23 protein-coding genes and 2 rRNA genes (1 of these 25 running past the window's edge) are annotated in these 23,160 nt (G+C 40.9%); 15 read left to right on the top strand and 10 right to left on the bottom strand.

Going from position 1 to position 23,160, the window contains the following annotated elements; genetic code table 11:
* Positions 1 to 2,449: ribosomal RNA gene (locus tag BC751_RS19575) — 23S ribosomal RNA — on the top strand; it begins 430 nt to the left of the window's first position.
* A 177-nt stretch (positions 2,450 to 2,626) separates the two neighbouring features.
* Positions 2,627 to 2,738 (top strand): 5S ribosomal RNA (rrf, locus tag BC751_RS19570).
* A 284-nt stretch (positions 2,739 to 3,022) separates the two neighbouring features.
* Here the strand turns inward: rrf and BC751_RS19565 are convergent.
* Complete coding sequence (locus tag BC751_RS19565) at positions 3,023 to 3,973, bottom strand: IS3 family transposase (RefSeq protein WP_242617320.1); 951 nt, start codon at positions 3,971 to 3,973, stop codon at positions 3,023 to 3,025.
* On the bottom strand, positions 3,970 to 4,365 hold the full coding sequence (locus BC751_RS19560) for a transposase (protein ID WP_130273830.1): 396 nt from the start codon (positions 4,363 to 4,365) through the stop codon (positions 3,970 to 3,972). Before BC751_RS19560 ends, BC751_RS19565 begins: the two co-directional genes overlap by 4 nt.
* Before the next feature lie 273 nt (positions 4,366 to 4,638).
* Here BC751_RS19560 and BC751_RS19555 point away from each other — a divergent pair, with 273 nt between their 5' ends.
* From BC751_RS19555 to BC751_RS19535, 5 genes are read left to right on the top strand one after another with little or no spacing between them, the layout of a single operon-like run.
* Entirely contained in the window at positions 4,639 to 5,886 is a 1,248-nt protein-coding gene (locus BC751_RS19555; RefSeq protein WP_130277090.1) for a dihydroorotase, read from the top strand.
* Positions 5,883 to 6,389 carry a DUF4199 domain-containing protein gene (locus BC751_RS19550; protein ID WP_130277089.1) on the top strand — a complete coding sequence of 169 codons (507 nt, stop codon included), beginning with the start codon at positions 5,883 to 5,885 and terminating at the stop codon, positions 6,387 to 6,389. Before BC751_RS19555 ends, BC751_RS19550 begins: the two co-directional genes overlap by 4 nt.
* Positions 6,390 to 6,401: 12 nt before the next feature.
* The gene (locus BC751_RS19545; RefSeq protein WP_130277088.1) at positions 6,402 to 6,947 is read left to right on the top strand and encodes a DUF4199 domain-containing protein; all 546 of its coding nucleotides are present in this window, start codon (positions 6,402 to 6,404) and stop codon (positions 6,945 to 6,947) included.
* A gap of 6 nt (positions 6,948 to 6,953) precedes the next feature.
* Entirely contained in the window at positions 6,954 to 7,916 is a 963-nt protein-coding gene (locus BC751_RS19540) for a glycosyltransferase family 2 protein (RefSeq protein ID WP_130277087.1), read from the top strand.
* Positions 7,916 to 8,884: a glycosyltransferase family 2 protein gene (locus tag BC751_RS19535; protein ID WP_130277086.1), complete on the top strand. Its 969-nt coding sequence runs from the start codon at positions 7,916 to 7,918 to the stop codon at positions 8,882 to 8,884. Before BC751_RS19540 ends, BC751_RS19535 begins: the two co-directional genes overlap by 1 nt.
* Here BC751_RS19535 and BC751_RS19530 read toward each other — a convergent pair.
* Positions 8,881 to 9,648 (bottom strand): class I SAM-dependent methyltransferase, encoded by a 768-nt coding sequence (locus BC751_RS19530; RefSeq protein WP_130277085.1) that lies wholly within the window; start codon positions 9,646 to 9,648, stop codon positions 8,881 to 8,883. The two genes, BC751_RS19535 and BC751_RS19530, sit on opposite strands and share 4 nt — an antisense overlap.
* A 213-nt stretch (positions 9,649 to 9,861) precedes the next feature.
* On the opposite strand from BC751_RS19530, the gene BC751_RS19525 reads away from it, so the two are divergent.
* Positions 9,862 to 11,334, top strand: a complete 1,473-nt coding sequence (locus BC751_RS19525; RefSeq protein WP_130277084.1) for a TolC family protein — start codon at positions 9,862 to 9,864, stop codon at positions 11,332 to 11,334.
* An 81-nt stretch (positions 11,335 to 11,415) separates the two neighbouring features.
* Positions 11,416 to 11,628 (top strand): hypothetical protein, encoded by a 213-nt coding sequence (locus tag BC751_RS19520; RefSeq protein ID WP_130277083.1) that lies wholly within the window; start codon positions 11,416 to 11,418, stop codon positions 11,626 to 11,628.
* Positions 11,629 to 11,864: 236 nt separating this feature from the next.
* Here the strand turns inward: BC751_RS19520 and BC751_RS19515 are convergent, their stop codons facing one another.
* Both BC751_RS19515 and BC751_RS19510 read right to left on the bottom strand, forming a co-directional pair.
* Positions 11,865 to 13,172 (bottom strand): IS1380 family transposase, encoded by a 1,308-nt coding sequence (locus tag BC751_RS19515; protein WP_130273823.1) that lies wholly within the window; start codon positions 13,170 to 13,172, stop codon positions 11,865 to 11,867.
* 223 nt (positions 13,173 to 13,395) lie between these two features.
* Entirely contained in the window at positions 13,396 to 14,622 is a 1,227-nt protein-coding gene (locus tag BC751_RS19510; protein ID WP_130273774.1) for an IS4 family transposase, read from the bottom strand.
* 147 nt (positions 14,623 to 14,769) lie between these two features.
* On the opposite strand from BC751_RS19510, the gene BC751_RS19505 reads away from it, so the two are divergent.
* From BC751_RS19505 to BC751_RS19490, 4 genes are all read left to right on the top strand, one after another.
* A complete protein-coding gene (locus BC751_RS19505) occupies positions 14,770 to 15,936 on the top strand; it encodes a hypothetical protein (protein ID WP_130277082.1) in 1,167 nt (388 codons plus the stop codon).
* A gap of 135 nt (positions 15,937 to 16,071) precedes the next feature.
* A complete protein-coding gene (locus BC751_RS19500; protein ID WP_130273826.1) occupies positions 16,072 to 16,365 on the top strand; it encodes a transposase in 294 nt (97 codons plus the stop codon).
* Entirely contained in the window at positions 16,362 to 17,198 is an 837-nt protein-coding gene (locus tag BC751_RS19495) for an IS3 family transposase (protein WP_130273825.1), read from the top strand. Before BC751_RS19500 ends, BC751_RS19495 begins: the two co-directional genes overlap by 4 nt.
* A 414-nt stretch (positions 17,199 to 17,612) precedes the next feature.
* Positions 17,613 to 18,848, top strand: coding sequence for a peptidase associated/transthyretin-like domain-containing protein (locus tag BC751_RS19490; RefSeq protein WP_130277081.1), 1,236 nt, complete (start codon positions 17,613 to 17,615; stop codon positions 18,846 to 18,848).
* On the opposite strand, the gene BC751_RS19485 is transcribed toward BC751_RS19490, so the two are convergent.
* The 5 genes from BC751_RS19485 to fabG form a co-directional block, all read right to left on the bottom strand.
* Complete coding sequence (locus BC751_RS19485; protein WP_130277080.1) at positions 18,839 to 19,009, bottom strand: type II toxin-antitoxin system antitoxin; 171 nt, start codon at positions 19,007 to 19,009, stop codon at positions 18,839 to 18,841. The genes BC751_RS19490 and BC751_RS19485 overlap by 10 nt on opposite strands.
* Positions 18,999 to 19,481 carry a hypothetical protein gene (locus tag BC751_RS19480; RefSeq protein ID WP_130277079.1) on the bottom strand — a complete coding sequence of 161 codons (483 nt, stop codon included), beginning with the start codon at positions 19,479 to 19,481 and terminating at the stop codon, positions 18,999 to 19,001. Before BC751_RS19480 ends, BC751_RS19485 begins: the two co-directional genes overlap by 11 nt.
* Positions 19,482 to 19,492: 11 nt before the next feature.
* Positions 19,493 to 20,005, bottom strand: coding sequence for a hypothetical protein (locus BC751_RS19475; RefSeq protein ID WP_242617546.1), 513 nt, complete (start codon positions 20,003 to 20,005; stop codon positions 19,493 to 19,495).
* Positions 19,983 to 20,831, bottom strand: a complete 849-nt coding sequence (locus BC751_RS19470; RefSeq protein ID WP_130277078.1) for an SPFH domain-containing protein — start codon at positions 20,829 to 20,831, stop codon at positions 19,983 to 19,985. The genes BC751_RS19475 and BC751_RS19470 overlap by 23 nt, the downstream gene beginning before the upstream one ends.
* A gap of 443 nt (positions 20,832 to 21,274) precedes the next feature.
* Entirely contained in the window at positions 21,275 to 22,021 is a 747-nt protein-coding gene (gene fabG / locus BC751_RS19465) for a 3-oxoacyl-[acyl-carrier-protein] reductase (protein WP_130277077.1), read from the bottom strand.
* A 219-nt stretch (positions 22,022 to 22,240) separates the two neighbouring features.
* Here fabG and BC751_RS19460 point away from each other — a divergent pair, with 219 nt between their 5' ends.
* Together BC751_RS19460 and BC751_RS19455 are read left to right on the top strand one after the other, a co-directional pair.
* Complete coding sequence (locus BC751_RS19460; protein ID WP_341272851.1) at positions 22,241 to 22,720, top strand: GNAT family N-acetyltransferase; 480 nt, start codon at positions 22,241 to 22,243, stop codon at positions 22,718 to 22,720.
* The gene (locus BC751_RS19455; RefSeq protein ID WP_130277076.1) at positions 22,717 to 23,157 is read left to right on the top strand and encodes a GNAT family N-acetyltransferase; all 441 of its coding nucleotides are present in this window, start codon (positions 22,717 to 22,719) and stop codon (positions 23,155 to 23,157) included. The genes BC751_RS19460 and BC751_RS19455 overlap by 4 nt, the downstream gene beginning before the upstream one ends.
* Positions 23,158 to 23,160 lie beyond the last annotated feature (3 nt).

Genomic DNA, 23,160 nt, shown 5'->3' with positions numbered 1-23,160 from the left:
CATCCGGTAAGGCTAAATACTACATGGAGACCGATAGTGTACAAGTACCGTGAGGGAAAGGTGAAAAGTACCGTGAATAACGGGGTGAAAGAGAGCCTGAAACCGTGCGCTTACAAGCGGTCGGAGTCCCGATACTTCGGGATGACGGCGTGCCTTTTGCATAATGAGCCTACGAGTTGCGCGTCACTGGCGAGGTTAAGGGCTTAAGGTCCGCAGCCGGAGCGAAAGCGAGTCTGAACAGGGCGTTGAGTCAGTGGCGGCAGACGCGAAACTTTGTGATCTACCCATGGCCAGGCTGAAGGTGCGGTAACACGTACTGGAGGGCCGAACCGATAAGCGTTGAAAAGCTTCCGGATGAGCTGTGGGTAGGGGTGAAAGGCCAATCAAACTGAGAAATAGCTCGTACTCCCCGAAATGTTTTTAGGAACAGCGTCGTGGAAAGTATCGATGAGGTAGAGCTACCGATAGGACTAGGGGGAGTCACATCCTACCAAATCCTGACGAACTCCGAATGCGTCGATACTGTAACGGCAGTGAGGGCTTGGGTGCTAAGGTCCGAGTCCGAGAGGGAAAGAACCCGGACCTACCGCTAAGGTCCCGAAATTTACACTAAGTTGAACAAAGGTGGTCCAGCTGCAGAGACAGCCAGGAGGTTAGCTTGGAAGCAGCTATTCCTTTAAAGAGTGCGTAACAGCTCACTGGTCGAGCGGCAGGGCGTCGATAATAAACGGGCATCAAGTGTAATACCGAAGCGTAGGATACAGACATCAGTCTGTGTGGTAGGGGAGCATTCCAAACGGCGGTGAATGCGCATGGCGATGTGCGCTGGAGCGTTTGGAAAAGCAAATGTAGGCATAAGTAACGATAATGGGGGCGTGAAACCCCCACACCGATAGACCAAGGTTTCCTGATCAACGTTAATCGGATCAGGGTCAGTCGGGACCTAAGGATAACCCGTTAGGGGATTCCGATGGCAAATGGGTTAATATTCCCATACCGCACATACAGGTGACGGAGTGACGGAGTGATGAAAGGACCGCGCGGTGACGGAATACCGCGTTAAAGGGTGTAGGTAATGGAGCTGTAGTAAAATGCGCAGCTTTAGCCGAACCTGACAGTACCGCGACCCTACGGGGGAGCGGACAGAGTCCCTAAGGGCTTCCAAGAAAAACTTCTGGCGATAAGCGTATGTGCGCCCGTACCGCAAACCGACACAGGTGGTCAAGGAGAGGATCCTGAGGTGCTCGAGTGAGTCATGGCTAAGGAACTCGGCAAAATTGCCCTGTAACTTCGGGAGAAGGGGCGCCCCCCACAAGGGGGGCCGCAGTGAAAAGGCCCAGGCGACTGTTTAGCAAAAACACATGGCTTTGCGAATTCGAAAGAATATGTATAAGGCCTGACACCTGCCCGGTGCCGGAAGGTTAAGAGGGGATGTTATCGCAAGAGAAGCATTGAATTGAAGCCCCGGTAAACGGCGGCCGTAACTATAACGGTCCTAAGGTAGCGAAATTCCTTGTCGGGTAAGTTCCGACCTGCACGAATGGTGTAACGATCTGGGCGCTGTCTCAGCCATGAGCTCGGTGAAATTGTAGTCACGGTGAAGATGCCGTGTACCCGCAACGGGACGGAAAGACCCCATGAACCTTTACTGCAGCTTAGCATTGGTATCGGGTAAACGATGTGTAGGATAGGCGGGAGGCTGTGAGACTGTGTCGCCAGGCACGGTGGAGCCGCTGTTGAAATACCGCCCTTTGTTTGCCTGGTATCTAATCCCAACGTGATTGGGAGACATTGCTTGGTGGGTAGTTTGACTGGGGTGGTCGCCTCCAAAAGGATAACGGAGGCTTCCAAAGGTTCCCTCAGCACGCTTGGTAACCGTGCGCGGAGTGCAATAGCATAAGGGGGCTTGACTGTGAGGCCGACAAGCCGAACAGGGTGGAAACACGGGTATAGTGATCCGGCGGTACTGAATGGAAAGGCCGTCGCTCAAAGGATAAAAGGTACTCTGGGGATAACAGGCTGATCTCCCCCAAGAGCTCATATCGACGGGGAGGTTTGGCACCTCGATGTCGGCTCGTCACATCCTGGGGCTGGAGAAGGTCCCAAGGGTTGGGCTGTTCGCCCATTAAAGTGGCACGCGAGCTGGGTTCAGAACGTCGTGAGACAGTTCGGTCCCTATCTGTTGCGGGCGTGGGAAGTTTGAGGAGACCTGACCTTAGTACGAGAGGACCGGGTTGGACTGACCGCTGGTGTACCGGTTGTGGTGCCAACTGCACTGCCGGGTAGCTACGTCGGGAAGAGATAAGCGCTGAAAGCATCTAAGTGCGAAACTCCCTCCGAGATGAGACTTCCGAACAGGGCCGTCAGAGACGATGACGTTGATAGGCTGCAGGTGTAAAGTCAGTAATGACAAAGCCGAGCAGTACTAATAGCCCGAAAGCTTACTGAAGTCTGCCTGTTGCATTTTCCGCGAGACATGATCATTTTAGACGTGAGACACAAGACACAAGATACAAGACTTGGGACTCGGTGCACGTCAACAGAACTTAAGATATTGAATATATGGACCGGAAGCCAGACAGAGCTAAGTCTTATGTCTTGTGTCTTCGGTCTTATATCTAAAAGCATAGGCGGCCCAGCGCAGGGGTCCCACCTCTTCCCATCCCGAACAGAGAAGTTAAGCCCTGCAGCGCCGATGGTACTGGGGTTACACCCGGGAGAGTAGGTCGCCGCCACATTATTAAAAGCCAGCAGCAATGCTGGCTTTTGTGTTTTCTATCCAAAACGGAAGGGGTTACACCCGGGAGAGTAGGGCCTGTCCCGGGAATCGGGATCGCCGCCACATTATTTAAAAGCCTTTCAGGAAACTGGGAGGCTTTTGGCGTTTAGGGGAGAAGATAGAGTCGAGAAGCGAGAGATTAGAGGCGAGAGGCGAGAGATTAGACTCAAGACTCAAGAAACAAGAGACAGGGAAAATGGGGGAGGTCGGATGTTCTTCCCTGAATAGCGTTGACCGTTTGGTTCAACATTCATTAAATATTTCCATCGGGCAATCATGAGCCAGAGGTTCTTCTCTTGGGCAAACTTCGAAGGGGCTCGATGCCCCTAAGAAGTTTTTTCTTCCTTCGGTATAAACAATCACCGTCGGTCTTTCTTGGGCTTTTAAATTTAGTATATTTTTATAAAATCCCATGGGGGTGTATTTCATTTTAAATCCCCTGTGTAGTCTTATGCTGTTGTAGTTGGCTACAGCTTTCGCCACTTTTCTTTTCAGGTCGCTGAAATCTTTGATTATCCACCTTTTGAGGTATTCATTTTTTATGATTCCATTGATTCGTTCTGCGTAGGGGTTTTCCCATGCGATATTTCCCATACTGATATGGATATTGTTTTTGTTGAGCAAGGAGGTGTATTCTTTACTACTGTACTGGGAACCTTTATCTGAGTGGTGGATCAGGCCCCAAGGCTGGTATCTCAAAGTACTGAGGGCCATTTTCATAGCTTTGATATTACCTTCTGTGCGCAAGTTGTCGTTGACCGAATATCCCACGATGATCCTGGTATAAACATCAATAATGAAGACCAAATAATAGAATTCACCATTGAGGTAAAAGTAAGTGATATCGGTTTGGATGACCTGAAAAGGTCTGTTTATGGCCATACCTTCGATAAGGTTTGGATAAGAATAAAGGCCTGCGTAAGTGGTTTTCTGGTAGTTTTTTATTTTTTTGATACCATATCCCATTTCCATGAAAATTTCACAGAATTGATCCCTTCCCATGAATTCGGGTTTCAATGTATAATACATTTTTTCGACCCCACATCCTGGATGGTCTTCCCTGAGCTCATCGGCCAGGATTACCAGTTGGGCAATTTCAAGATCGAATGCTTGCTGCCTTTTTTTGGCTTGTTGAACGGCCTGCTTGGTTACTCCAACAGTCCGATAAAGTTCATTGAGCGAATGGTTTATCATACTTTTGTTGGATTGGAACCACCAGAGTGTGGGGTTTTGGAGTTTTTTTTAATATCGATTGAGTAAGTTTCTTTGGCCAAATCAATCATTTTTTCCAAATAATCAATCATGATCTGTTTTTGGCCAACGGTACGCTCGAGATCTTTGACCTTTTCTTCGAGTTCTTTGAGCCTATTGGTTTGACTGTCTTTCATCTCAATTATCCTGATATTTTTTTCATTATAGGTCGAATACTTATAAATCCAATGATAAATAACTGAGTTCACAATTCCATAATGTCGCTCCATTTGCTGAACTGTCATGATTCCTTTCTCAAAATCATCAACCAACTTACGTTTAAATTCCTCTGAAAATCTACGCTGAGAATTAATCCTTTTTCCTGTTTTTAACATCTTTTTTCTCGGTTAAAAACGGTCAACCTATTTCAGGGAAGGACAGGAAGGGTGATGTCGGAAGGACAGGTCAGGGTGGACTTATTTTGTTTGCTTTTGTCACTGTTCCCGAAATTCGGGACAAGTTGTGGAACAAAAACACTTTCTTGTTTTCTGTTCCAAATCCTGCTCTAAATTGACTATAATCCCAGGTGATCCCTGCTTTCCAAAAGTTCAGGTCATCGTTTCCTTTTTTTAGAATATTATTGCAGTTTTGCACAAACGATTCTGAACATGGCCAAGCTGCTTCAATCTTTAAGTTTCATCGATGGAAATAAAGTCCATTCACCCCAGGATTATATTTATACGGGTTCCGAAGTATTACTAAAAAGTGACAATTATTCAGAAGAAATCGATGAAGTCATAGATTGTTCAGGCTTGTTTGCTTCCAAAGGTTGGGTAGATTTGAGATGTGTTGGAGGAGAGCCAGGAGAAGAGCATAAGGAATCTTTGGAGAGTTTGGGAGAGCTTTTAAAATCCAGCGGATTTACAAAAGCAGTCTTAATGCCTAATACCCATCCCGCCATTCAGGATAAGAATGATATACAGTTTTTACGTTCAAAGACCAAAAACTGGGTTTCGGACCTGATCATCAATGCAGCTGCTACCAAGGACTGTAATGGAGAAGATTTCACGGATATCCTGGATATCCATCAAGAAGGAGTGAATATTTTTGGAGATGGCTTGAACCCCTTGTCCAATCCGGACAGGTTGATGAAGGTGTTGCAATACCTTCAAAAATTCAATGGTACTTTGTTTGACCAAAGTTATGAACCCTTGCTTTCCTTGTTTGGACAAATGCATGAAGGGGTGGTCTCCACAAGGATAGGAATGAAAGGAATTCCCAATCTTGCCGAAGATGTGGCGGTTCAGAAGAATATCGAAATTCTAAAATATGCAGGAGGAAGAATTCACTTCCAGACTATTAGTACCAAAGGAGCGGTAGAAAGCATCAGGAAAGCCAAAAAAGCAGGTCTTCAGATAACTGCAGATGTTTCAATATACCAATTGATTTTCAGTGATGAGGATCTTCAGAGTTTTGATACAAATTTCAAAGTGATGCCCCCTTTCCGTGGAAAAGAAGATCGGGATGCCTTGATAGCCGGTTTAAAAGACGGAACCATAGATGCCATAGTATCCAACCATCAGCCTCAGGATTTTGATGCCAAACATATGGAGTTTGATTTGGCACAATGGGGGATGATAGGACTTCAGACCTTTTTGCCGGCAATGGTCCAACTCTCCGAAGAATTGGGTTGGCCGCTTTTGATTTCAAAAATCACCGATGGTCCATTGGGAATACTTGGTGAGAAAACAGAAAAAATCCACCAAATGACGGTTTTTGATCCTTCTCAAACATGGATGTATGATAAAAAAACGAATCTGTCCCATTCAGCCAATCATCCTTGGTTTGGTGGAATTCTCAAAGGAAAAGTGAAATTTGTAATCAATTCGGATAGGTTTGTCAAGATTAATTCATGAAACAACATTTTAATTATTTCTATAAAATAGGTTTCCTTGCAGCGGGTTTTTCCATATTTACTTTTTATGCAGCTAGCCTTTTTACACCCGATCCGACTTTAATCAGCAAGGTTTTTAGCTTTGCTATTACTCCTTTTTTTGTCGGAGGCGGTATATATTTTTATCGGTTTAAGCTGAATAAAAATATGCTGAGCTTTGCAGAGGGCATGACCATTGGCTTTTTGATTTATTTTATCAATGCATTGATTACCTTTTTTGGGATTTATATGGGGCTGCTATTCAGCCCAGGGCTTTTTGAAAATATCAAAAACAATATGATGCAGGTGTTGAAGGATAAAAAAGAAGACATCATCAATACCTTGGGTCAGGCATCGTATGATAAAACCTATCAGGAGATGTTGGGACTTAGCATTTTTGATGTAGCTATAACTGATTTTGTCTTCAAAATTGCATTTGGACTCTTTTTTACTATCATAATTTCAATAATTTTAAGAAAAATTTAAACTATTCAACCCATGGAAGAAAAAGAAAGTGCCGTAAAAGCTGGGGTAAATGCCGGCTTGATTCTTGGAATTGTAAGTGCAATTTTTACATTTCTTATTTATTTTATCAATCCCAATACCCTTGCCTCTGGAGCATATGGTTTTGGATTACTTGCAGTTTTTACTGTATTGGCGGTGATATTGGGAATTAGGTATAGGAAGAGTATCGGTGGGTTTATTTCATTTGGTGAGGCCTATAAATTCTCAATAGTTGCCTTTGTTGTGATGATTTTAATAGGCTTTGTCACTTCTATATTGTTATTTGTAGTTATTGATCCTGCGCTCCCCGCGAGGCTTGCCGAACAGTCAATTGAAAATACGCTTGCCATCATGGAAAGATTTGGGGCAGCAGATGCCTTAAGTGATGAGCAAATTGATGAAATGAGGGATGGGATTATAGAAGGGTATACAGTATTTGGGATTTTTAAGGCAAATTTAATCTCAATTATCTTTTATAGTATTCTATCTTTGATTGTCGCTGGAATTGTGAAGAAGAAGGATAAATCATTGGAGTATTAGGAATAAATGGTTCAAGTTTCCCTTGTAATACCGGTATTTGACGAGCAGGATTCCCTGCCTGAATTGCATAACTGGATAAGCCGTGTGATGGATGAACACGGCTTTTCCTATGAAATCATTTTTGTCAATGACGGAAGCAGGGATAATTCCTGGTCAGTGATCCAGAAGCTTGCTTCCATCAATCCTTTTGTCAAGGCAATCAGTTTCACCAGAAACTATGGGAAGTCGGCAGCATTGGATATGGGCTTCAGCAAGGCAGTAGGAGAGGTGGTCATTACGATGGACGCAGACCTACAGGACAGTCCAGATGAAATACCGGATTTATACCGGATGATTACGGAGGAGGGGTATGATGTGGTTTCCGGCTGGAAGAAGAAAAGGCATGATCCCATTAGCAAAACCATTCCGTCCAAATTTTTTAACTGGGTGACCCGGGTAATATCAGGGATCAAATTACATGATTTCAATTGTGGCCTGAAAGCATACAAGAATAAAGTGGTCAAAAACATCCATATTTATGGGGAAATGCACCGCTATATTCCTTTGATAGCCAAATGGAACGGCTTTACACAAATCGGGGAGAAAGTGGTGGAACATAGGGCCAGGAAATATGGGGTGACCAAGTTTGGATGGGAACGCTTTATCAATGGTTTCCTGGATTTGATTTCTGTTTCCTTTGTTAACCGCTATAAGCGCAAACCCATGCATTTTTTTGGAACCTTGGGGACCATCTCCTTTCTGACCGGTTTCATCATTACTTTTTGGTTGATTTTCGAAAAAATAAGGGGGATTTCCAAAGGTTTGGTGGTTAGGAATATTACCGATCAACCGCTATTCTTTTTGGCTTTGGTAGCACTGATTGTGGGAGCTCAGTTGTTTTTAACAGGGTTTTTAGCTGAAATCATGGCTTCCAACAATATCAAGAAAGCAGATTATAATGTTGAAGAAGAGCTGAATTTCAATAACTGATGTTCTTCTCTATCATCATACCTGTATATAACCGTCCTCAAGAGATCAAAGAACTATTGGCAAGTCTTGTCCAACAGACTTATAAAGATTTTGAGGTAATCATAGTTGAAGATGGGTCTGTTTTTCCTTGTGAAGAGGCGATCACAATTTTTTCAAACGACTTGAATATCCAATATTTTTCCATTTCAAATGTTGGTCAGGGATTTGCAAGGAATTTTGGAATGGAAAGGGCAAATGGGGATTATTTTGTGCTTTTTGATTCGGATTGTATCATCCCGTCCCGATACCTTGAAGTCCTAAAAAAAGCTATAGTCGAAAGAAACCTGGATGCACATGGAGGCCCGGATGCAGCAGACAAGGATTTTTCATCCTTTCAAAAGGCGATCAATTACAGTATGACGTCTTTTTTGACTACTGGGGGAATCAGAGGAAAAATGAAAGATCCTTCCAAGTACCAGGCAAGAGGGTACAATATGGGGCTTTCAAAAAAAGCCTTTGAGGCCACCAAAGGATTTATTGATCCCAATAGGGCAGAAGATATTGAATTGTCCATCCGGCTTAAGAAGCTGGGCTTCAAATTGGAATTGGTGGAAGAAGCTTATGTGTACCACAAAAGAAGGAATACCTGGGAAAGTTTTCTTGTCCAAAGTTTTTCTTTTGGACAAAACCGGGTTCATGTCAGCAAGTTCCACCCAGAGGCCATCAAATTGGTCCATGTAATGCCCTCTTTATTTCTGGTTGGCTGGGTTTTGACTCTTTTGTCTTTTTTAACAGGGAAAAGTCCTTTCACCTGGGGAGCGGGTCTTTATGGAATCTGGCTTCTCTTGGTCTTTTTGGATGCCAGTGTTAAAGAAAAATCTGTTGCTGTGGGTGCTTTGTCAGTTTGCACTTCTTTCGGGCAACTGAGTGCTTATGGCCTGGGGTTAATTACAGCACTTTTAAGGAAAAAGATGTCAGGCAAGTCTTAACATGATCCTTTCGAGCAGAAAAAAATGACCTCATTTTCCGGTAGGGCATGCTTTTGAACCAAGTCTTTGTCCAAGGTTTTTACAAAATTGTTTTCCTCTACCCTTAGACCGGATTGGCTCAATCTTGCCGCATAATCCTTCCCATATTTCCGGACATGATCTCTTTGGCCAAATAGCCTTTCCCGCTCAGCAGGGTTAGTGATGCTCTTATCTTCCAAGGTTTTTTCTAAATCATAGACTGGAGATTGGATGATTCCCCAACCACCCGGTTTAAGCACCCGGTTGATTTCTCTGCAAGCCTGAATGTCATCATCCACATGTTCGAGCACATGGTTGCAAAAGACCACATCAAAGCTGTTTGCTTCAAAAGGGATTTGGTGTACATCCATTTTGACGGTAGCCAAAGGGGATTCTATGTCTCCTGTGATGTAATCCAGATTGGGTAAAGCCTTCATCCGGTCAATAAAGCAAAGTTCAGGAGCAATGTGCAATACCCTTAATGGTTGGGAGAAAAAACCGGTTTCTTTTTGCAAAAACAGCCACATTAACCGATGCCTTTCCAAAGCGAGGCAATTAGGACAAAGGGCGTTTTCCCTGGCTTTTCTTCCATATGGGAGAAATTTTCTAAAGGAATGGTCACACACATTACAGGTCACCGTGTTGCCTTGGTAAAAAATAGCCAGTACCCTAAGGAAAAAGTGTGAAACCAGTTGGAGGTATTTTCTTGGAATATAACGGATGACAAAACTGATAATGGATTTCATGAATGGTATTTCCTAAATGAAAGTCAGAAATTCTTCTTGAGAAGGCAGCGCAATTTAGTAATCCTAATTCAAAAGCCGTAAAAAGCAAGGTGTTTAAAAGCTGTTCTACAGGCTTTTTAACAGAAAAATCTAAAATATTTCAGCCTAATTCTTTCGGTATATCAGGAAAAGTCCGATATTGTAAGCGAGCTTTTTAACAAAATTCAATGGTTTATGAGAATATCCTTTCATCCTATTGGTTTACTGCTTGGGCTGTTTTTTCTAACGACGTATTCCTATGGCCAGGAAAAAGTCCAGTTTACCTTAGAAGAAATTGTGGAAAGGGCCAAGTCCCGGTCCCCGGCGGCTTTGAGGGCAGAAACCAAAAAAGAGAACAGGTATTGGAGCTATCGGTATTTCAGGTCCAATTACAATCCCCAATTGCGGTTGGGAGGGACCTTGCCGGGATTTTCCCAGTCTGTTAATAATGTTGTCCAGCCAGATGGTAGTATTGGTTTTAGGGAAGTGAGGCAAAACCTGATGGATCTGGAGTTAGGGATGGAACAGATGATCGGAGCCACAGGAGGAAATATTTCTATCAATTCCTCTACCAACCGATTTGATAATTTCTTGGCGCCGGCAGGCTTTCCCCAGACGCAGTGGAGCGGTGTTCCTATCAATGTGCGGTTCAGTCAACCCCTTTTCGCATTCAATCCCCTAAAGTGGGACAAGAAAATCGAACCTCTGCTTTATGAGGAAAGCAAGAGGGAGTATGTCGAAGAAATGGAACAGATTTCCCAAACAGTGACCCAGTTGTTTTTTGATTTTCTGATTGCCCAGGTAAATTTTGAAATTGCCTCCAAAAATCTGAACAACACCCAGGAAATCCTGAAAATTGAAAAAGGGCGCTACAATTTGGGTACAACATACGAGGATAAATTGCTTCAGGTAGAATTACAGGTTTTGCAGGCAAGACAGGATTTGGCCCAGGCGAGATTGGACCTGGAAGCAAATGCTTTGCGGTTGAAATCCTATGTAGGGATCAATGAGACTGCTGAGCTGACTTTAATTCCTCCCAAAGAACTCCCCGAATTTGAAATAGATGTAGAAGAAGCCATTGATTATGCTTTTCAGAATAGGGCAGAAGCATTGGGTTTTGACAGGCGCAAGCTGGAAGCTGAATCCGGTGTGGCACAGGCCAGAGGTCAGCGCTTCAATGTGATGTTCAATGCGAGTTACGGATTGAACAATGCCGCCCTACAGTGGCGGGACATTTATTCGGATCCCAATAGACAGACATTGGTCAATATGGGTTTTTTTGTGCCCATTTTGGATTGGGGCAGGAATAGGGCCCGGATGGGAGTGGCTGAGGCCAATAAGCGCCTGGTAGAATATACGGTAGAGCAGGAAGTCATCAATTTCGAGCAGGAAGTTTTTACCAAAGTGAAGAACTTTTCGATGTTGCGTGAAAGATTGGAAATCACCAAGCTTTCCGATGAAGTAGCAGATAAAAGATATGAAATTTCATTGCGTAGGTACCAAAGCGGAAATGTTTCGATTACTGATCTGAACATCGCCCAAGAAGAAAAGGACAGAAACAGAAGGGCCTACATACAGTCTTTACGGGATTTCTGGACGGCATATTATGAAATAAGACAGTTGACTTTGTATGATTTCGCGAAAAATGTATTGTTATATACTCATTAAATTATCAAAAATAAATATGCATATTTTTTTTTTTTTTGATTTTTTTATTTTTGGATATGTTTCACTAAAACCAAATAATTTATGAAAAAGATTAATTTATTTTTGATGGGATTAGCGTTATCATGTTTGTCCCTCAGTTATTTTTCAACCACTAATCAGGTTATTGCTGCACCAAAAACTGGGAAGTGGGTTGATGTTTATGGAGGAGGGTCAACTCCATCTGGAGCCTATTGTGCAAGTTCTTGGAAAAGCAAGTGCTTGGTTGGTGATAGGAAATCTTATAATATTCAATGATTACCTAAAATCCGCAGGATTTTAGTTTGGAGATTTGAATCTGCTTGTTTGTGTTCATTTTTGGTCTAGTTCGGGAATTTCTTCCCTTTGATTGAAGAGTGTTCATAGTTTTGAGACAATGGATTTTAGGTTTGAGGATAAAATGGACGGTTTTTTTCCTCAATTTTAATGGAAAAGGCATACCTCTTCCCTGTAAATCTTTATTTTTTGAGCTCCTGAGGGGTTTTTATCTGAATTTAGTTCAAAATCGGCTTGTAATCCTTACTCGTGAACAGTTTGAGCACTTCTCTTCTTCCCGTTCTTATCCACTTGGCTGAAACAGTGATAAATCTGAAGATAAACTTCTTGAGCCTGTCGGTAGGCTTAAGCCAATCAACTTTTCTGGAATACTCTCCAATGATATAGGTGTAAAAATTGGCATACATAGCCGTCATAAGCATAAAGGAGGTATTCTCTGCAAGGAACGAACAGGGCAACTTAGACCAGCCAAAGTCATTGTTGAGTACATCAAACAAGCGTTCGCTTGCACCCCGGGCGTTATAAAACCTTACAACAGCTTCATTGGACGATGTATGTTCATTGGTCAGAATAGCCCTGTAAGTAAATGCATCTCCACTAAACACATCTGCCTGCCCGTCTTTACGCCTGATTCTGGTAATGACCAGCCTGTAAGACCTGTCTTTACCGAAAGGTTTGTAGTCGGATAGGTCAGTAACTTCCATTTCCTGTACACCCAAACGTATTTTCTGCCACTTCTCAGGGGCTATACTTCCAAGGATATTATCCAGTTTGGCACATCTGTTTGCCCGTATATAAAAGCTTTCGGTATGTGCTTCCAGTGTGCGGAGAACTTCTTCCTGATAGGATGCTGAATCGGCTCTGAACCTTCCGATACGGATATTTTCATTGGTAAGCTGCCCAAACATGCGTGTAAGTGTATCAGCCTGCAAATATTTGGCCTGACTGTTGCCATTTCTGCCCTCTACGTACACAGGAATGGCCTGTGAAAATTCAGGATGTGCTATGGAAGCTACACCTGGCTGATATCCATAGACGTGTTTATATGTCTTTTTTGAATCGTACTTTTCAGTTGGAATGACGGTGTTGTCATAATCGAGGTCGTAAGCAACACCTGACTTGAGTAATCCGGTCTTACAAGCTGATTTTAACAACAAGCTGTTGAGTTTTCCATTGATATTAAATTCATGGCTTACTCCACTGGACGGATTTATAAAGAGTTCTGTATCAACAGCAAGCTCTTTGATACCTCTCAGAATTGTATCGGCACTGCATACTGAAAATGAAGGGACCTGTTCAAGTGCGTCTCTCAAGTGAACATTGATATCTTCAGTACAGTCGCCACCATTAAAGAAAATAGCCATATGATTGGCGAAAATGTCACTGTATGAAAACCCTCCCCTTAAGGCTCTAACCCCCAATTGATTATCAATGAGTTCTGGGAGACCAGAATTTTTGAAAGAGTTAAAAACAAAATTAAAACCTCCGAAAGGTGTGATTTTTTCTGTCGAATTCGTAATTTTCATACCGCTTATCTAGTTTGAGTGGTATCATCTAAATAAGTGAAAAAAAACGAGCCGGAAAAGCCTGAATTGAATAAATTCAGCCACTTTTTCGGCTTTTTTTAAATCCGCCCTGCGGATTTAAGGGATTAAAATTTACTGTCGTCCGACTAAAATAAGAAATTTAAAATAAAGTCCTCTAATGAAGTTTTAGAGGTGTTTTTTGTTGAAAGTCAAAAAGCACCCCCTATCCGGAAAGGAATAATTGGGTTTGTACATTTTGGATGTCTTTTTGAAATATACTTTTAAAGTAAGCTTCAGGAAAAAGTAGGAACTTTTCAAGACTGACGTAGGAGCAAAGATTTTTTGCGGCTACCATGACCATGGTCGAGAAGTCTTCAGCCTCTTTTATCCGCTTATGTAGAACTGTAAACAGGAGGTTGAGTATCAATGCCACCCAAATCTGGATTTTGATCCCGTTCTCGCTGTCCGACAAAAAATATCTGAGTTCAAAATTCTGCTTGATCTGCTTGAAAAGCACTTCGATAACCCACCTGTTCTTATAGAGAAGAGCTATGGTTAGGGCATCCAATCCCTTAAGATTGGTGATAAACTCCAGCGTTTCACCGCTTTCAGGGTCAGCATAAACCACCAGTCTGGCTTCAACTGTCCGAGAAACTCCCTTCTCCCTGTAGCTCAGTGAGATAATCTGGTCCTTGATGATGTCCAAGGCATGCGTACAGTCAAACTCACTGACCACTTCATATCTTGCATTGTCTTTTTTTCTGGTCACAAAATATCTGTTTGAACTGTCCCACTTTTCAAAGCAGGAATAGCGGTTATATCCTTTGTCGAAAACAGCTATCCCGTGCTCAGGCAGATCCATCACTTTTAAAAACATATTTTCATTTGTGGCCGCAGAACGGATACATATGAAGTTGGGAACGCCTTCTGCCAGATTCATTTTGGCAAATATCTTGGCACCACCTTTTTTCTTTCCGTTCAGGGGATTGCGTCCGGCCCCTCTGAGGATTTCCTTGAACAGCGTGACCGTTGAGGAATCAAAAACCTCAACACGGCTGAGGTCGACCTCTCCACCGATATCGAGCCAATTTCCTACCAAAGATGCCCTATAGTATGAATACAGCCCTTTGTATAGTTGTTCAAAAACACGATAACTGCGTTTACGGTTTGCATCAGAAAGGGTACTCCTGGCAGGTAGCTGCTTCATTCCAAAAGGAATAAGCTTGGTTATGATCAGGCCGATGTTTTTGCAGACCTCTCTAAGACTGCTGTTTCTGGTCAACACCGCATAAAACATGCAGATGAAGTGATCACTTGTTTTGAGTTTCTTGTAGTACCTATCCGAGTTTTCTTCCTCAACGACCTGATTCAATAGCTCTTTGGGAATAAGAGAGAGGAGTTGAGCGATAATAGGATGCCCAGACAAAAATTTATGCTTAAATTGTGTCACGTTGTTGGTTCTTGGTCGAAACAACAATATGAAAAAGATGGGTAAGCTCCAAAAGGGCTGCCCATCTTTGATTTTTGTACTATTCTAGGATTTTATTTTTTATATTGCCTCAGTTCTCGGACGACAGTAATTAAAATTGATTTTAAAATGAATAAATTGTTTTTTTTCAAAAGAGCAGCGTATTTCTTCGCTGCCTTTTTTTTATTTTTAGCTTGCAATAAATCTCATAAAGAATATAAAATTCACTCCAAAAATTTGGAAACTTTATATTATTTAGATGATAGTGTTAAACAAGTTGAGATTGGGAGTGAATTCTTCCCTAGATATGAAATTAAGCAAATTTTTAAGGATACTTTATTTTTTGGCTTCCGACCTTCATTAATGAATGAAAGGATGGATATAATTCACCTGTCAAATCCAGAAAAAAGTAAATCAATTTATCTCAAAGATAAATTAAAAGGCAAGTTAAGTTCTTTCTTTGTTCATAATTTAGATAGTATTTTAATTATTATGAATGATACAAAACAGTTTGCTTGGATTGATATTGATGGGAATGTTTATTCTAATTTTTCATTTGAAAAAATAAGTAATCCATATTTTGATTTACTTCCATTTATTCAAAACAAGCCTATTTATTTTTCAGGGAGAGTTATTTTCAACTATAGGCATGTTGGATTGCTAGAAAGCTCTGAATACCTTAAAGAACCACAAATGGCAATTTTTGATTTGACCAAAAATAAACTTAATCAATTTGGGCAAGCTTCATTTTTAAGGGAATATTTAAATCATAAAGAAGTGAATACCGATTTCTATTCTCCAAATTTTATTATCAATAATTTGGGAGAACTAATTATAAGTTATCCGTTTTATCCATATTTGTTGATTTATGATTTAAACTCATTAGAAATTAAGAAAAAGGTTCCTCTAAAAAGTTCTAAAGTTCAAATGATGAGTCCTCCAACAAATAAAGGGATTCATGATGATGGATTTAAAAACGCGATTTATAGATCTGAAATTGCAACATTTTTTGATCTCAATTTTCACGAAGATTTAAATAAGTATACAATCTTGTTTATGCATCCTTACCAAGCTCTTGATGACAAAGGGAAATTAAAGGAGTGGGATAAGAGAAATAGTTCTCTTCTTGTTTTAAATCATGATTTTCAAATAGAGAGAGAAATCCTTTTTGAAAATGGAGACTTACTCATGAATGCCATTTTAGGTTTGTCTAAAGGAATTTTCTTTGCAAAACATATTTTTAATAATAATGAAGAGAATAAATTGCATTATAGTTATTTTATTAGTCTTGAATAGTTGCAATTCTGGAGAATCTGGAAAAAGTGAACTAATTATATTTGATTCAGAATTGGAATTATACAATGATTATATAATACTCCCCAAAATTGAGACCAGAGGTTAAGTTAAAAAAAACTGTTTAAATTTAACCTTATGAACAAGCAAACAAGACGAAAGTTTTCTCCTGAGTTCAAGGCAAAAGTAGCCCTTGAAGCAATCAAGAATCAGTTTACATTGGCTGAATTGTCCAAGAAGTTCGATGTTAGCCCTGTGATTATATCCAAGTGGAAGGGTGAGTTTTTGGATAATATGTCAGCTGTATTTGAAAAGGAGCATTCAAAGAAAAAGGAAGAAGGCCCTGCCCTTGAGCAGCTCTATGCCCAGATCGGAGAGCTAAAAGTAGAGAATGACTTTTTAAAAAAAAGCTGCAAGAAACTGGGGATATGAAAGATCGGGCGACATTGATTTGTTCTGATTATAAGGGGCTGTCTATAAGGAGACAGTGTGAAGTATTGGAGGTTCCCCGAAGCAGTCTATATTACAAACCAAAAGGGGAAAACGAGGTCAATCTGAAACTTATGGGAATCATGGACAGGCATCTTACCGATCACCCTACTGAAGGCGTTGTGTCGATGGTCTATCTGTTGACAGGACTGGGCTTCGTTGTCGGCCCAAAGCGCATCAGGAGGCTTTTCAGGCTGATGGGCAGGGAAACCCTTTACAGGAGGAAGAACCTTACCAAATCCGGTTTGCGTGAATATATCAGGCCTTATCTTCTCAGGAACTTAAAGATTGAAAGACCCAACCAAGTGTGGGTAACCGATATCACCTACATTCCGATGCAGAAGGGGTTTATGTTCCTGACCGCAGTCATGGATGTTTACAGCAGAAGGATACTGTCATGGGGTATATCCAACAGTCAGGACGCCAAATGGTGTAAGCAGGTAATCGAAGAGGCCATCAGAGAATATGGTAAGCCAGAGATAGTCAATTCCGATCAGGGAAGCCAGTACACATCAGCCTTATGGATCAATTACCTTGAAGGGCTGGATATCAAAGTATCAATGGACGGAAAGGGAAGGGCTTTGGACAATGTATATATTGAAAGGTTCTGGAAGTCGATCAAGTATGATTACATCTATCTGAACCCAAGCGAGGACGGTTATGACCTGCTCAAAGGTGTCAAAAAGTATATTGAATATTACAACCAAAAGGTCCATCATACCACCAGGGAGAAGCCCGGGGAAAGGTATTTTGGGGCAACCCAAAAAGCAGCATAAAGCAAAAGTTAGTTGTCTTATTTCCCAAGGGTCCCCTTGGGAAATAGGACAACTAAGGATATATTAACAAATAAATAAATTAACTTAGCAACTGATACTTTTGGTCCAACAAATGGGGAGTATTATATTATGTTTACGAATTAGGTATAAAAGGATTGAGTAAATATGATTTTCTATTTATTTATGATGTTTATGGGTGCTATGACTGTACTGTCATTGCTGAGAATTTTATTTTTTCAAATTGTCAAGAATACAATGTGCTTTTAATAAGGGTTTCAGGAAATGAACAGGATGTCTTTGATTTTAGAGGTGATGTCTTAGTTGATAATTCAAGGCTTTTTTGGAAATACCCTTTTAAAACCCATAGAAATCATCTGGTTAACCTTAGATTGAAAAAAATACATCTAATAGACTATGTGGAAAATAGAGATTTACTTTGTGGTTAAAATTCTTTTGTCAATTGTATTGGTCATGTTTTTCTTAAAAACAGAAAGTGACCTAAAAATAATCATCAAAGACCAACTGACTTCTGAGGTCCTTCCATTCAGTTCAGTAAGTGTTTGTGGGGAAAATTATGTTTCTGATGAAAGAGGAGAGCTTATTATCAAAAATTTTTATGGTAGGTGCACTGTAGTGGTCCAAAGGTTAGGATACGAAATCTTTAGGGAAGAGGTGCTCCTTAGAGATAAGAAAACGATTGTTGTTTTGTTAAAAGAAGAACCCATTGAATTGAATCAAGTTACCGTAAGTACAAGGAAAGCTAAGCCCTTAAAGGTTACAGATATTTTAGAAAAAATGCTTCTTAACTTTAAAGTTAACCATCTTTATGGTAATGTAAACGGTAAGATGGAGGAAAAAATGAGTTTTAGTTTTGGCTTTGAACCGGTTATCCAGAGAACAGGAAAACTAACTTTTAAGATTGATAATGGAGGATTCGATTTGTTAGAATCAAAATCAAATTATGTTTTTTCAAAGGAGAATAAAGGTGCATACAATAGGTTGGAGTCTCTTTTTGTAAATAATCCATCTACAATCATACAAGTTTTGCAAGAGAGAAGTATTAATAGGTCTGATGCTGTTGAGAATGATGATTGTGATAATTTGTCGTCCTTAAGTTGTTATTTGGAGAGATTTTTCCCGGTTAAAAGAAATCTCTTGTTTAATCCTCTATTTAACCACAACCTAAAAACTCAAGATTTAGACCATTTTGGTTTTGTGAATTCAACATTTTTAAAAACTCATAAATTTAAGCTTGAAGGAATATCTCGAATTAATGGAAGAGAATGTTATAAAATAAGGATTATGCATTCATCTAAATCTATTCCTGTCTCAATAGCAGGTAATTCTGCAAAGGATTTTTATGTACCTAAAGGTATGATTTTTATTGATTTATTGACTTTTGCTATTTTAAAAATGGAATATGCATATAGTTTAAATGAGCGGAATACAAACAAAGCATTCTATACGGATGAATTAAAATCTGGGGAGATTTTTTTTGAGAATATCATCAACTTTGAATGGACCACTGGTAAATGGCTTCCTTCAAGCCAGTTTTTGCAGGAAAAGGATAGATCTGTAAAGACTTTAAATGCATCAGGCGGATTTGACAATGGGTATTTAATCAAGCATATCAAATATAGTTATGATTGATTATTTCTTTCTTTTGGTGACCTCCCCGCCTTCTTCAAGGCCTCATGGATAATCCACTCAATCTGTCCATTGGTACTGCGGAATTCATCTGCTGCCCATTTTTCCACAGCCTGCATCATCTTCTCGTCCAATCTAAGGGCAAATGGTTTCTTAGCCGGCATGATTTCCTGATTTTAATTCATTAAACTGTTCAATGGCATGTTTCATTTCTTCCGGTTTTTGGGTACCGATAAGAAATTTTTTATTCTTAAGGGAAACTATCAAGCCATGTTTGCCGCCTACATTATACGCCCACATATTCAAATTGTAGCGGATTCCCCAACCCCCAAATTTGAGCAGAGAGTTGTACTCGATAAGTTCCAGGTTTTGGATTTGGGCCATGCTGTATTTTCTTTGGCCAATAAAAGGGGTGTAGCTAAAGCTCAAACCGCTTGCATCGATTCTTGTTTTCAATCGCATACTTATAAATAGAAGAATCACCAAGCCAAGGATAAGGATAGGGATGACTGCCTCCCAACCCTTGATGGGTTGGGAGATCAGGCCATATAATGTGATCCCTGTGACCAAGATTAGTATCCCCCAAATCCAAGGTTGGTTAAAACTTTGTGTTTCTTTGAAAATGTAATTGGACATAATTGATCGATCTAATCACTTTGGCTAACTTTCCATGACTGTATAATTGCTTCAACTTCTTGAGGCTTCTTCGTGCTGAACACGTATTTTTTCTTAGCAGTCTGCACAATCAAGATATGGTCTGTATAAAACAAATAGGCAGTGGTTTTTCTGGAAAACCGGACACCGACCCCTCCATATTCCAGCATGCCATCGGACTTTTTGACCTCAATGGATTGGATTTCAGGAATGCTGATCTTCTTCCACCTGTTCAAAAAGGGAGGATTCTGAAACGCCAAGCCATAGGGATCAATCCGCAATCTGAGCCGCAGGTTCATCAATAGCGTGAAGGCTGCTATCATGATAACTGCAACAAATAGGATTACTTTCCATCCATCTTCACCCAAATTTCCGGTAAAGTACAAGACTGTCAGAAGGGTCAGCGTAGGGATTTCTAGCAGGATGATGGCCCACATGACCATGGTTCCCCTGAGATCCAGGTTTTCATTGACCACCATACCACTACTGATTAAGGGTCCCAACATTCAACACCGGACTGGCAGAACGGTCCGAACACAACACCACCATCAGGTTGCTGACCATGGCTGCTTTTTTCTCTTCTTCAAAGTCTATTATCCCTTTCAATTTTAAATCTTCCAAAGCCATTTCCACCATGCCTACAGCTCCGTCCACGATCTTTCTTCTTGCGGCAACTATGGCCGTGGCCTGCTGTCTCTGCAGCATGGCCGAAGCGATTTCAGAGGCATAAGCCAAGTGGGAGATTCTTGCCTCAATCACCTTGATGCCTGCATGTTCCAATCTCTCGGAAATCTCCAATTCCAGGGAATGATTGACTTCTTCTACTCCGGAACGTAAGGTGATCTCTGCATCCTCTGCTTCAAAATCATCATAAGGATATTTGCCAGCCATTTTTCTGACCGCGGCATCCGTCTGCAGGTGGACGAAATTTTCATAATCTTCCACATCGAAGGTGGCCTTGAAAGTATTTTCTACTTGCCATACCACAATAGTGCCTACCATTACCGGATTACCGATTTTGTCATTTACCTTGAGTGGTTTGTTTTCAAAGTTTCTGACGCGCAAAGAAATCTTCTGCTTGGTCATAAATGGGTTGACCCAAAAGAATCCATTGTCTTTAACCGTGCCTTTATAAGCTCCAAATAAGATCAACACCATCGCCTTATTAGGTTGAAGGGTGAAGAAGCCCGGCAAGATCAGGATAAACAGTACAATCAGTGCTATGCCCAACCAATAAATCTGGTTGATCATTGCAAAAACAATGGCAGGAATCATGGCTATTGCTATCAAGAGCATCAAATAGCCGGATAGGGGTTTGGTTGATTTTTCCATATTGGTATGATATTAAAATGATATCATTTTAATATACTTGATTTTATTCAAAAGGTTGTGATTGCAAACAAAGTTTTTTCCTTTCGTTAAATACTAAGTCTAAACAAGGTTTTTCACTGATGGGAAAAAGTAAAGAAGAGCGCTGATAGACGAATTATTGCAATCCCGCTTTTTCTAATCTTTGAGGAACATACTAGGCTTCAATCACTTTTCAATAATTATCAGAATCCGAGTGGAATATTTGCAGCCTAAAAAATTGGAAGTCGTTTAATGACAAAAAAAAGACCTTCGAGATTTCTAAAATCTCAAAGGTCATTGCACTTTAATCAATTATTTTCTCCTAGGACTAATCTCCTACTTTACAAAACACAGGTCTTGTATCTTGCTTCTTATTTCTTGGTTCTTATCTAGCTTCTCGCTTCTAATCTCCCGCATCTCGCCTCTTAAGTGAGCATCGCTCCATCAACCTGAAGCACCTGTCCCGAAATATAAGAACTCATGTCGGAACCTAAGAATACACAAGCATTGGCCACTTCTTCAGGTTGACCGCCACGCTTCATAGGGATAGCATCTCTCCAGCCCTGAACGGTTTTTTCATCCAATACAGCAGTCATTTCTGTTTCGATAAAACCAGGAGCTACCGCATTGCAGCGGATATTTCTGGAACCCAATTCCAAAGCCACAGACTTGGTGAAGCCGATGATGCCTGCCTTGGAGGCGGCATAATTGGCCTGTCCTGCATTTCCTTTGATACCTACCACTGAGGTGATATTGATGATGGAACCGGCTTTGGCCTTCATCATGGTACGTGTGGCAGCTTTTACGGTGTTGAAGCAGGATTTAAGGTTCACATTGATCACTTCATCCCATGCTTCTTCGGTCATTCTCATCAATAGGTTGTCACGGGTAATGCCGGCATTATTGATCAGGATATCCAAAGTACCGAATTCAGCCACCACCGCATTGACCAATTCCTCAGCGGCTTTGAAGTCAGAGGCATCAGAGCGATAGCCCTTGGCTTTGATGCCAAAAGCGGCTAATTCATCTTCCAAAGCTTGTCCTTTTTCTACACTGGAAAGGTAAGTAAATGCTACATTGGCGCCCTCTTGTGCATATCGGATGGCAATTGCTCGGCCGATTCCTTTAGATGCTCCTGTGATCAGAGCCGTTTTTCCGCTTAATAATCCCATATTGAATTTTTGGTTGGTGTAAAACAAAGGTCAAAAATAAGGAAATTTTTAGAATGACTTTACTTGAGATATTGGTTTTGGCAACTTGGTTGGAGGTATATTGTTTGTTTATTAGATTTCTCCTTTTAGTCGAAATGACAATTATAACTTAATTCCAAATTTCACCATCAGGAAAGGGATGCTTTTTCCCCACTAATTTTTTGTGCTTATATTCATAAAATGAATTCAATCGCTATGAATACCATCACCATAATCGACTACCGACCTGAACTTCAGCCTGATTTTGAGCGCATCAATAAAGCTTGGGTGGAGCAATATTTTTCTTTGGAGCCATTTGATATCGCCCAACTCGAAAATCCTGAAGCAAATATTCTGGATAAAGGTGGACATATCATCTTTGCGCAAGAGCAGGGTCAAGTTTTAGGCACAGTGTCCCTTATTCCTTCCAAGGAGCCTGGCATATTTGAAATGATCAAAATGGGCGTAGCCCTTGAAGGACAGGGTAGGGGTATTGGATTCCAGTTAGGGAAGGCTATTTTGGATAAAGCCAAAGCCTTAGGGGCGCAAAAAGTAATACTCTATTCGAATACCAAGCTGGCAGCTGCATTGCATTTGTATAAGAAACTGGGCTTTATGGAAGTGGATATGGGCTGCAGTCAATATGGCCGTTGTAATATCAAAATGGAAATCAGTTTATGAGAAAGATAAAAATCAGACAGGGCGACATCAAAGAAGTAGTAGAACTGTCCAAAAAAGTAACGGAATTTTTCCAGCCTTTTTCCGAGAAAACCTATGAAGACAGGCTAAAGGATACCATTCACCTGATTTTGGTTGCCGAGGTGGATGGCAAACCCGTTGGTTTTAAAGTGGGCTATCAGCGGGATTCGCCTGAATCATTTTATTCCTGGATGGGTGGGGTGTTGGAAAGTTATAGAAGATTGGGTATTGCGACCAAATTGGCCGATGAACAGGAACATTGGGCCAAAAATCATGGTTATCTAAAAGTTTATTTCAAAACGCGGAACCGATTTTCAAAAATGATTCACTTTGGGCTCAATAGGGGCTTCAAAATTGTGGATTTGATCAAGAAAGGTGGAATTGATGATTACCGGATCGTGATGGAGAAGGTGTTATAAGGA

The organism is Cecembia calidifontis, from assembly GCF_004216715.1.
In the GTDB taxonomy this organism is placed as follows: Bacteria; Bacteroidota; Bacteroidia; order Cytophagales; family Cyclobacteriaceae; genus Cecembia_A; species Cecembia_A calidifontis.
This window is presented reverse-complemented; position numbering and strand designations above follow the sequence as displayed.

Excerpts from the sequence above, each read along its gene's own strand:
- BC751_RS19545 (WP_130277088.1), top strand. The coding sequence starts at position 6,402 with ATGGAAGAAAAAGAAAGTGCCGTAAAAGCTGGGGTAAATGCCGGCTTG.
- BC751_RS19495 (WP_130273825.1), top strand. The coding sequence starts at position 16,362 with ATGAAAGATCGGGCGACATTGATTTGTTCTGATTATAAGGGGCTGTCT.
- BC751_RS19455 (WP_130277076.1), top strand. The coding sequence starts at position 22,717 with ATGAGAAAGATAAAAATCAGACAGGGCGACATCAAAGAAGTAGTAGAA.
- BC751_RS19540 (WP_130277087.1), top strand. The coding sequence starts at position 6,954 with ATGGTTCAAGTTTCCCTTGTAATACCGGTATTTGACGAGCAGGATTCC.
- BC751_RS19460 (WP_341272851.1), top strand. The coding sequence starts at position 22,241 with ATGAATTCAATCGCTATGAATACCATCACCATAATCGACTACCGACCT.
- BC751_RS19515 (WP_130273823.1), bottom strand. The coding sequence starts at position 13,172 with ATGAAAATTACGAATTCGACAGAAAAAATCACACCTTTCGGAGGTTTT.
- BC751_RS19535 (WP_130277086.1), top strand. The coding sequence starts at position 7,916 with ATGTTCTTCTCTATCATCATACCTGTATATAACCGTCCTCAAGAGATC.
- BC751_RS19565 (WP_242617320.1), bottom strand. The coding sequence starts at position 3,973 with ATGATAAACCATTCGCTCAATGAACTTTATCGGACTGTTGGAGTAACC.
- BC751_RS19470 (WP_130277078.1), bottom strand. The coding sequence starts at position 20,831 with ATGGAAAAATCAACCAAACCCCTATCCGGCTATTTGATGCTCTTGATA.
- BC751_RS19525 (WP_130277084.1), top strand. The coding sequence starts at position 9,862 with ATGAGAATATCCTTTCATCCTATTGGTTTACTGCTTGGGCTGTTTTTT.
- BC751_RS19520 (WP_130277083.1), top strand. The coding sequence starts at position 11,416 with ATGAAAAAGATTAATTTATTTTTGATGGGATTAGCGTTATCATGTTTG.
- BC751_RS19560 (WP_130273830.1), bottom strand. The coding sequence starts at position 4,365 with ATGTTAAAAACAGGAAAAAGGATTAATTCTCAGCGTAGATTTTCAGAG.
- BC751_RS19475 (WP_242617546.1), bottom strand. The coding sequence starts at position 20,005 with ATGTTGGGACCCTTAATCAGTAGTGGTATGGTGGTCAATGAAAACCTG.
- BC751_RS19550 (WP_130277089.1), top strand. The coding sequence starts at position 5,883 with ATGAAACAACATTTTAATTATTTCTATAAAATAGGTTTCCTTGCAGCG.
- BC751_RS19530 (WP_130277085.1), bottom strand. The coding sequence starts at position 9,648 with ATGAAATCCATTATCAGTTTTGTCATCCGTTATATTCCAAGAAAATAC.
- BC751_RS19555 (WP_130277090.1), top strand. The coding sequence starts at position 4,639 with ATGGCCAAGCTGCTTCAATCTTTAAGTTTCATCGATGGAAATAAAGTC.
- BC751_RS19480 (WP_130277079.1), bottom strand. The coding sequence starts at position 19,481 with ATGTCCAATTACATTTTCAAAGAAACACAAAGTTTTAACCAACCTTGG.
- BC751_RS19505 (WP_130277082.1), top strand. The coding sequence starts at position 14,770 with ATGAATAAATTGTTTTTTTTCAAAAGAGCAGCGTATTTCTTCGCTGCC.
- BC751_RS19500 (WP_130273826.1), top strand. The coding sequence starts at position 16,072 with ATGAACAAGCAAACAAGACGAAAGTTTTCTCCTGAGTTCAAGGCAAAA.
- BC751_RS19485 (WP_130277080.1), bottom strand. The coding sequence starts at position 19,009 with ATGCCGGCTAAGAAACCATTTGCCCTTAGATTGGACGAGAAGATGATG.
- fabG (WP_130277077.1), bottom strand. The coding sequence starts at position 22,021 with ATGGGATTATTAAGCGGAAAAACGGCTCTGATCACAGGAGCATCTAAA.
- BC751_RS19490 (WP_130277081.1), top strand. The coding sequence starts at position 17,613 with ATGTGGAAAATAGAGATTTACTTTGTGGTTAAAATTCTTTTGTCAATT.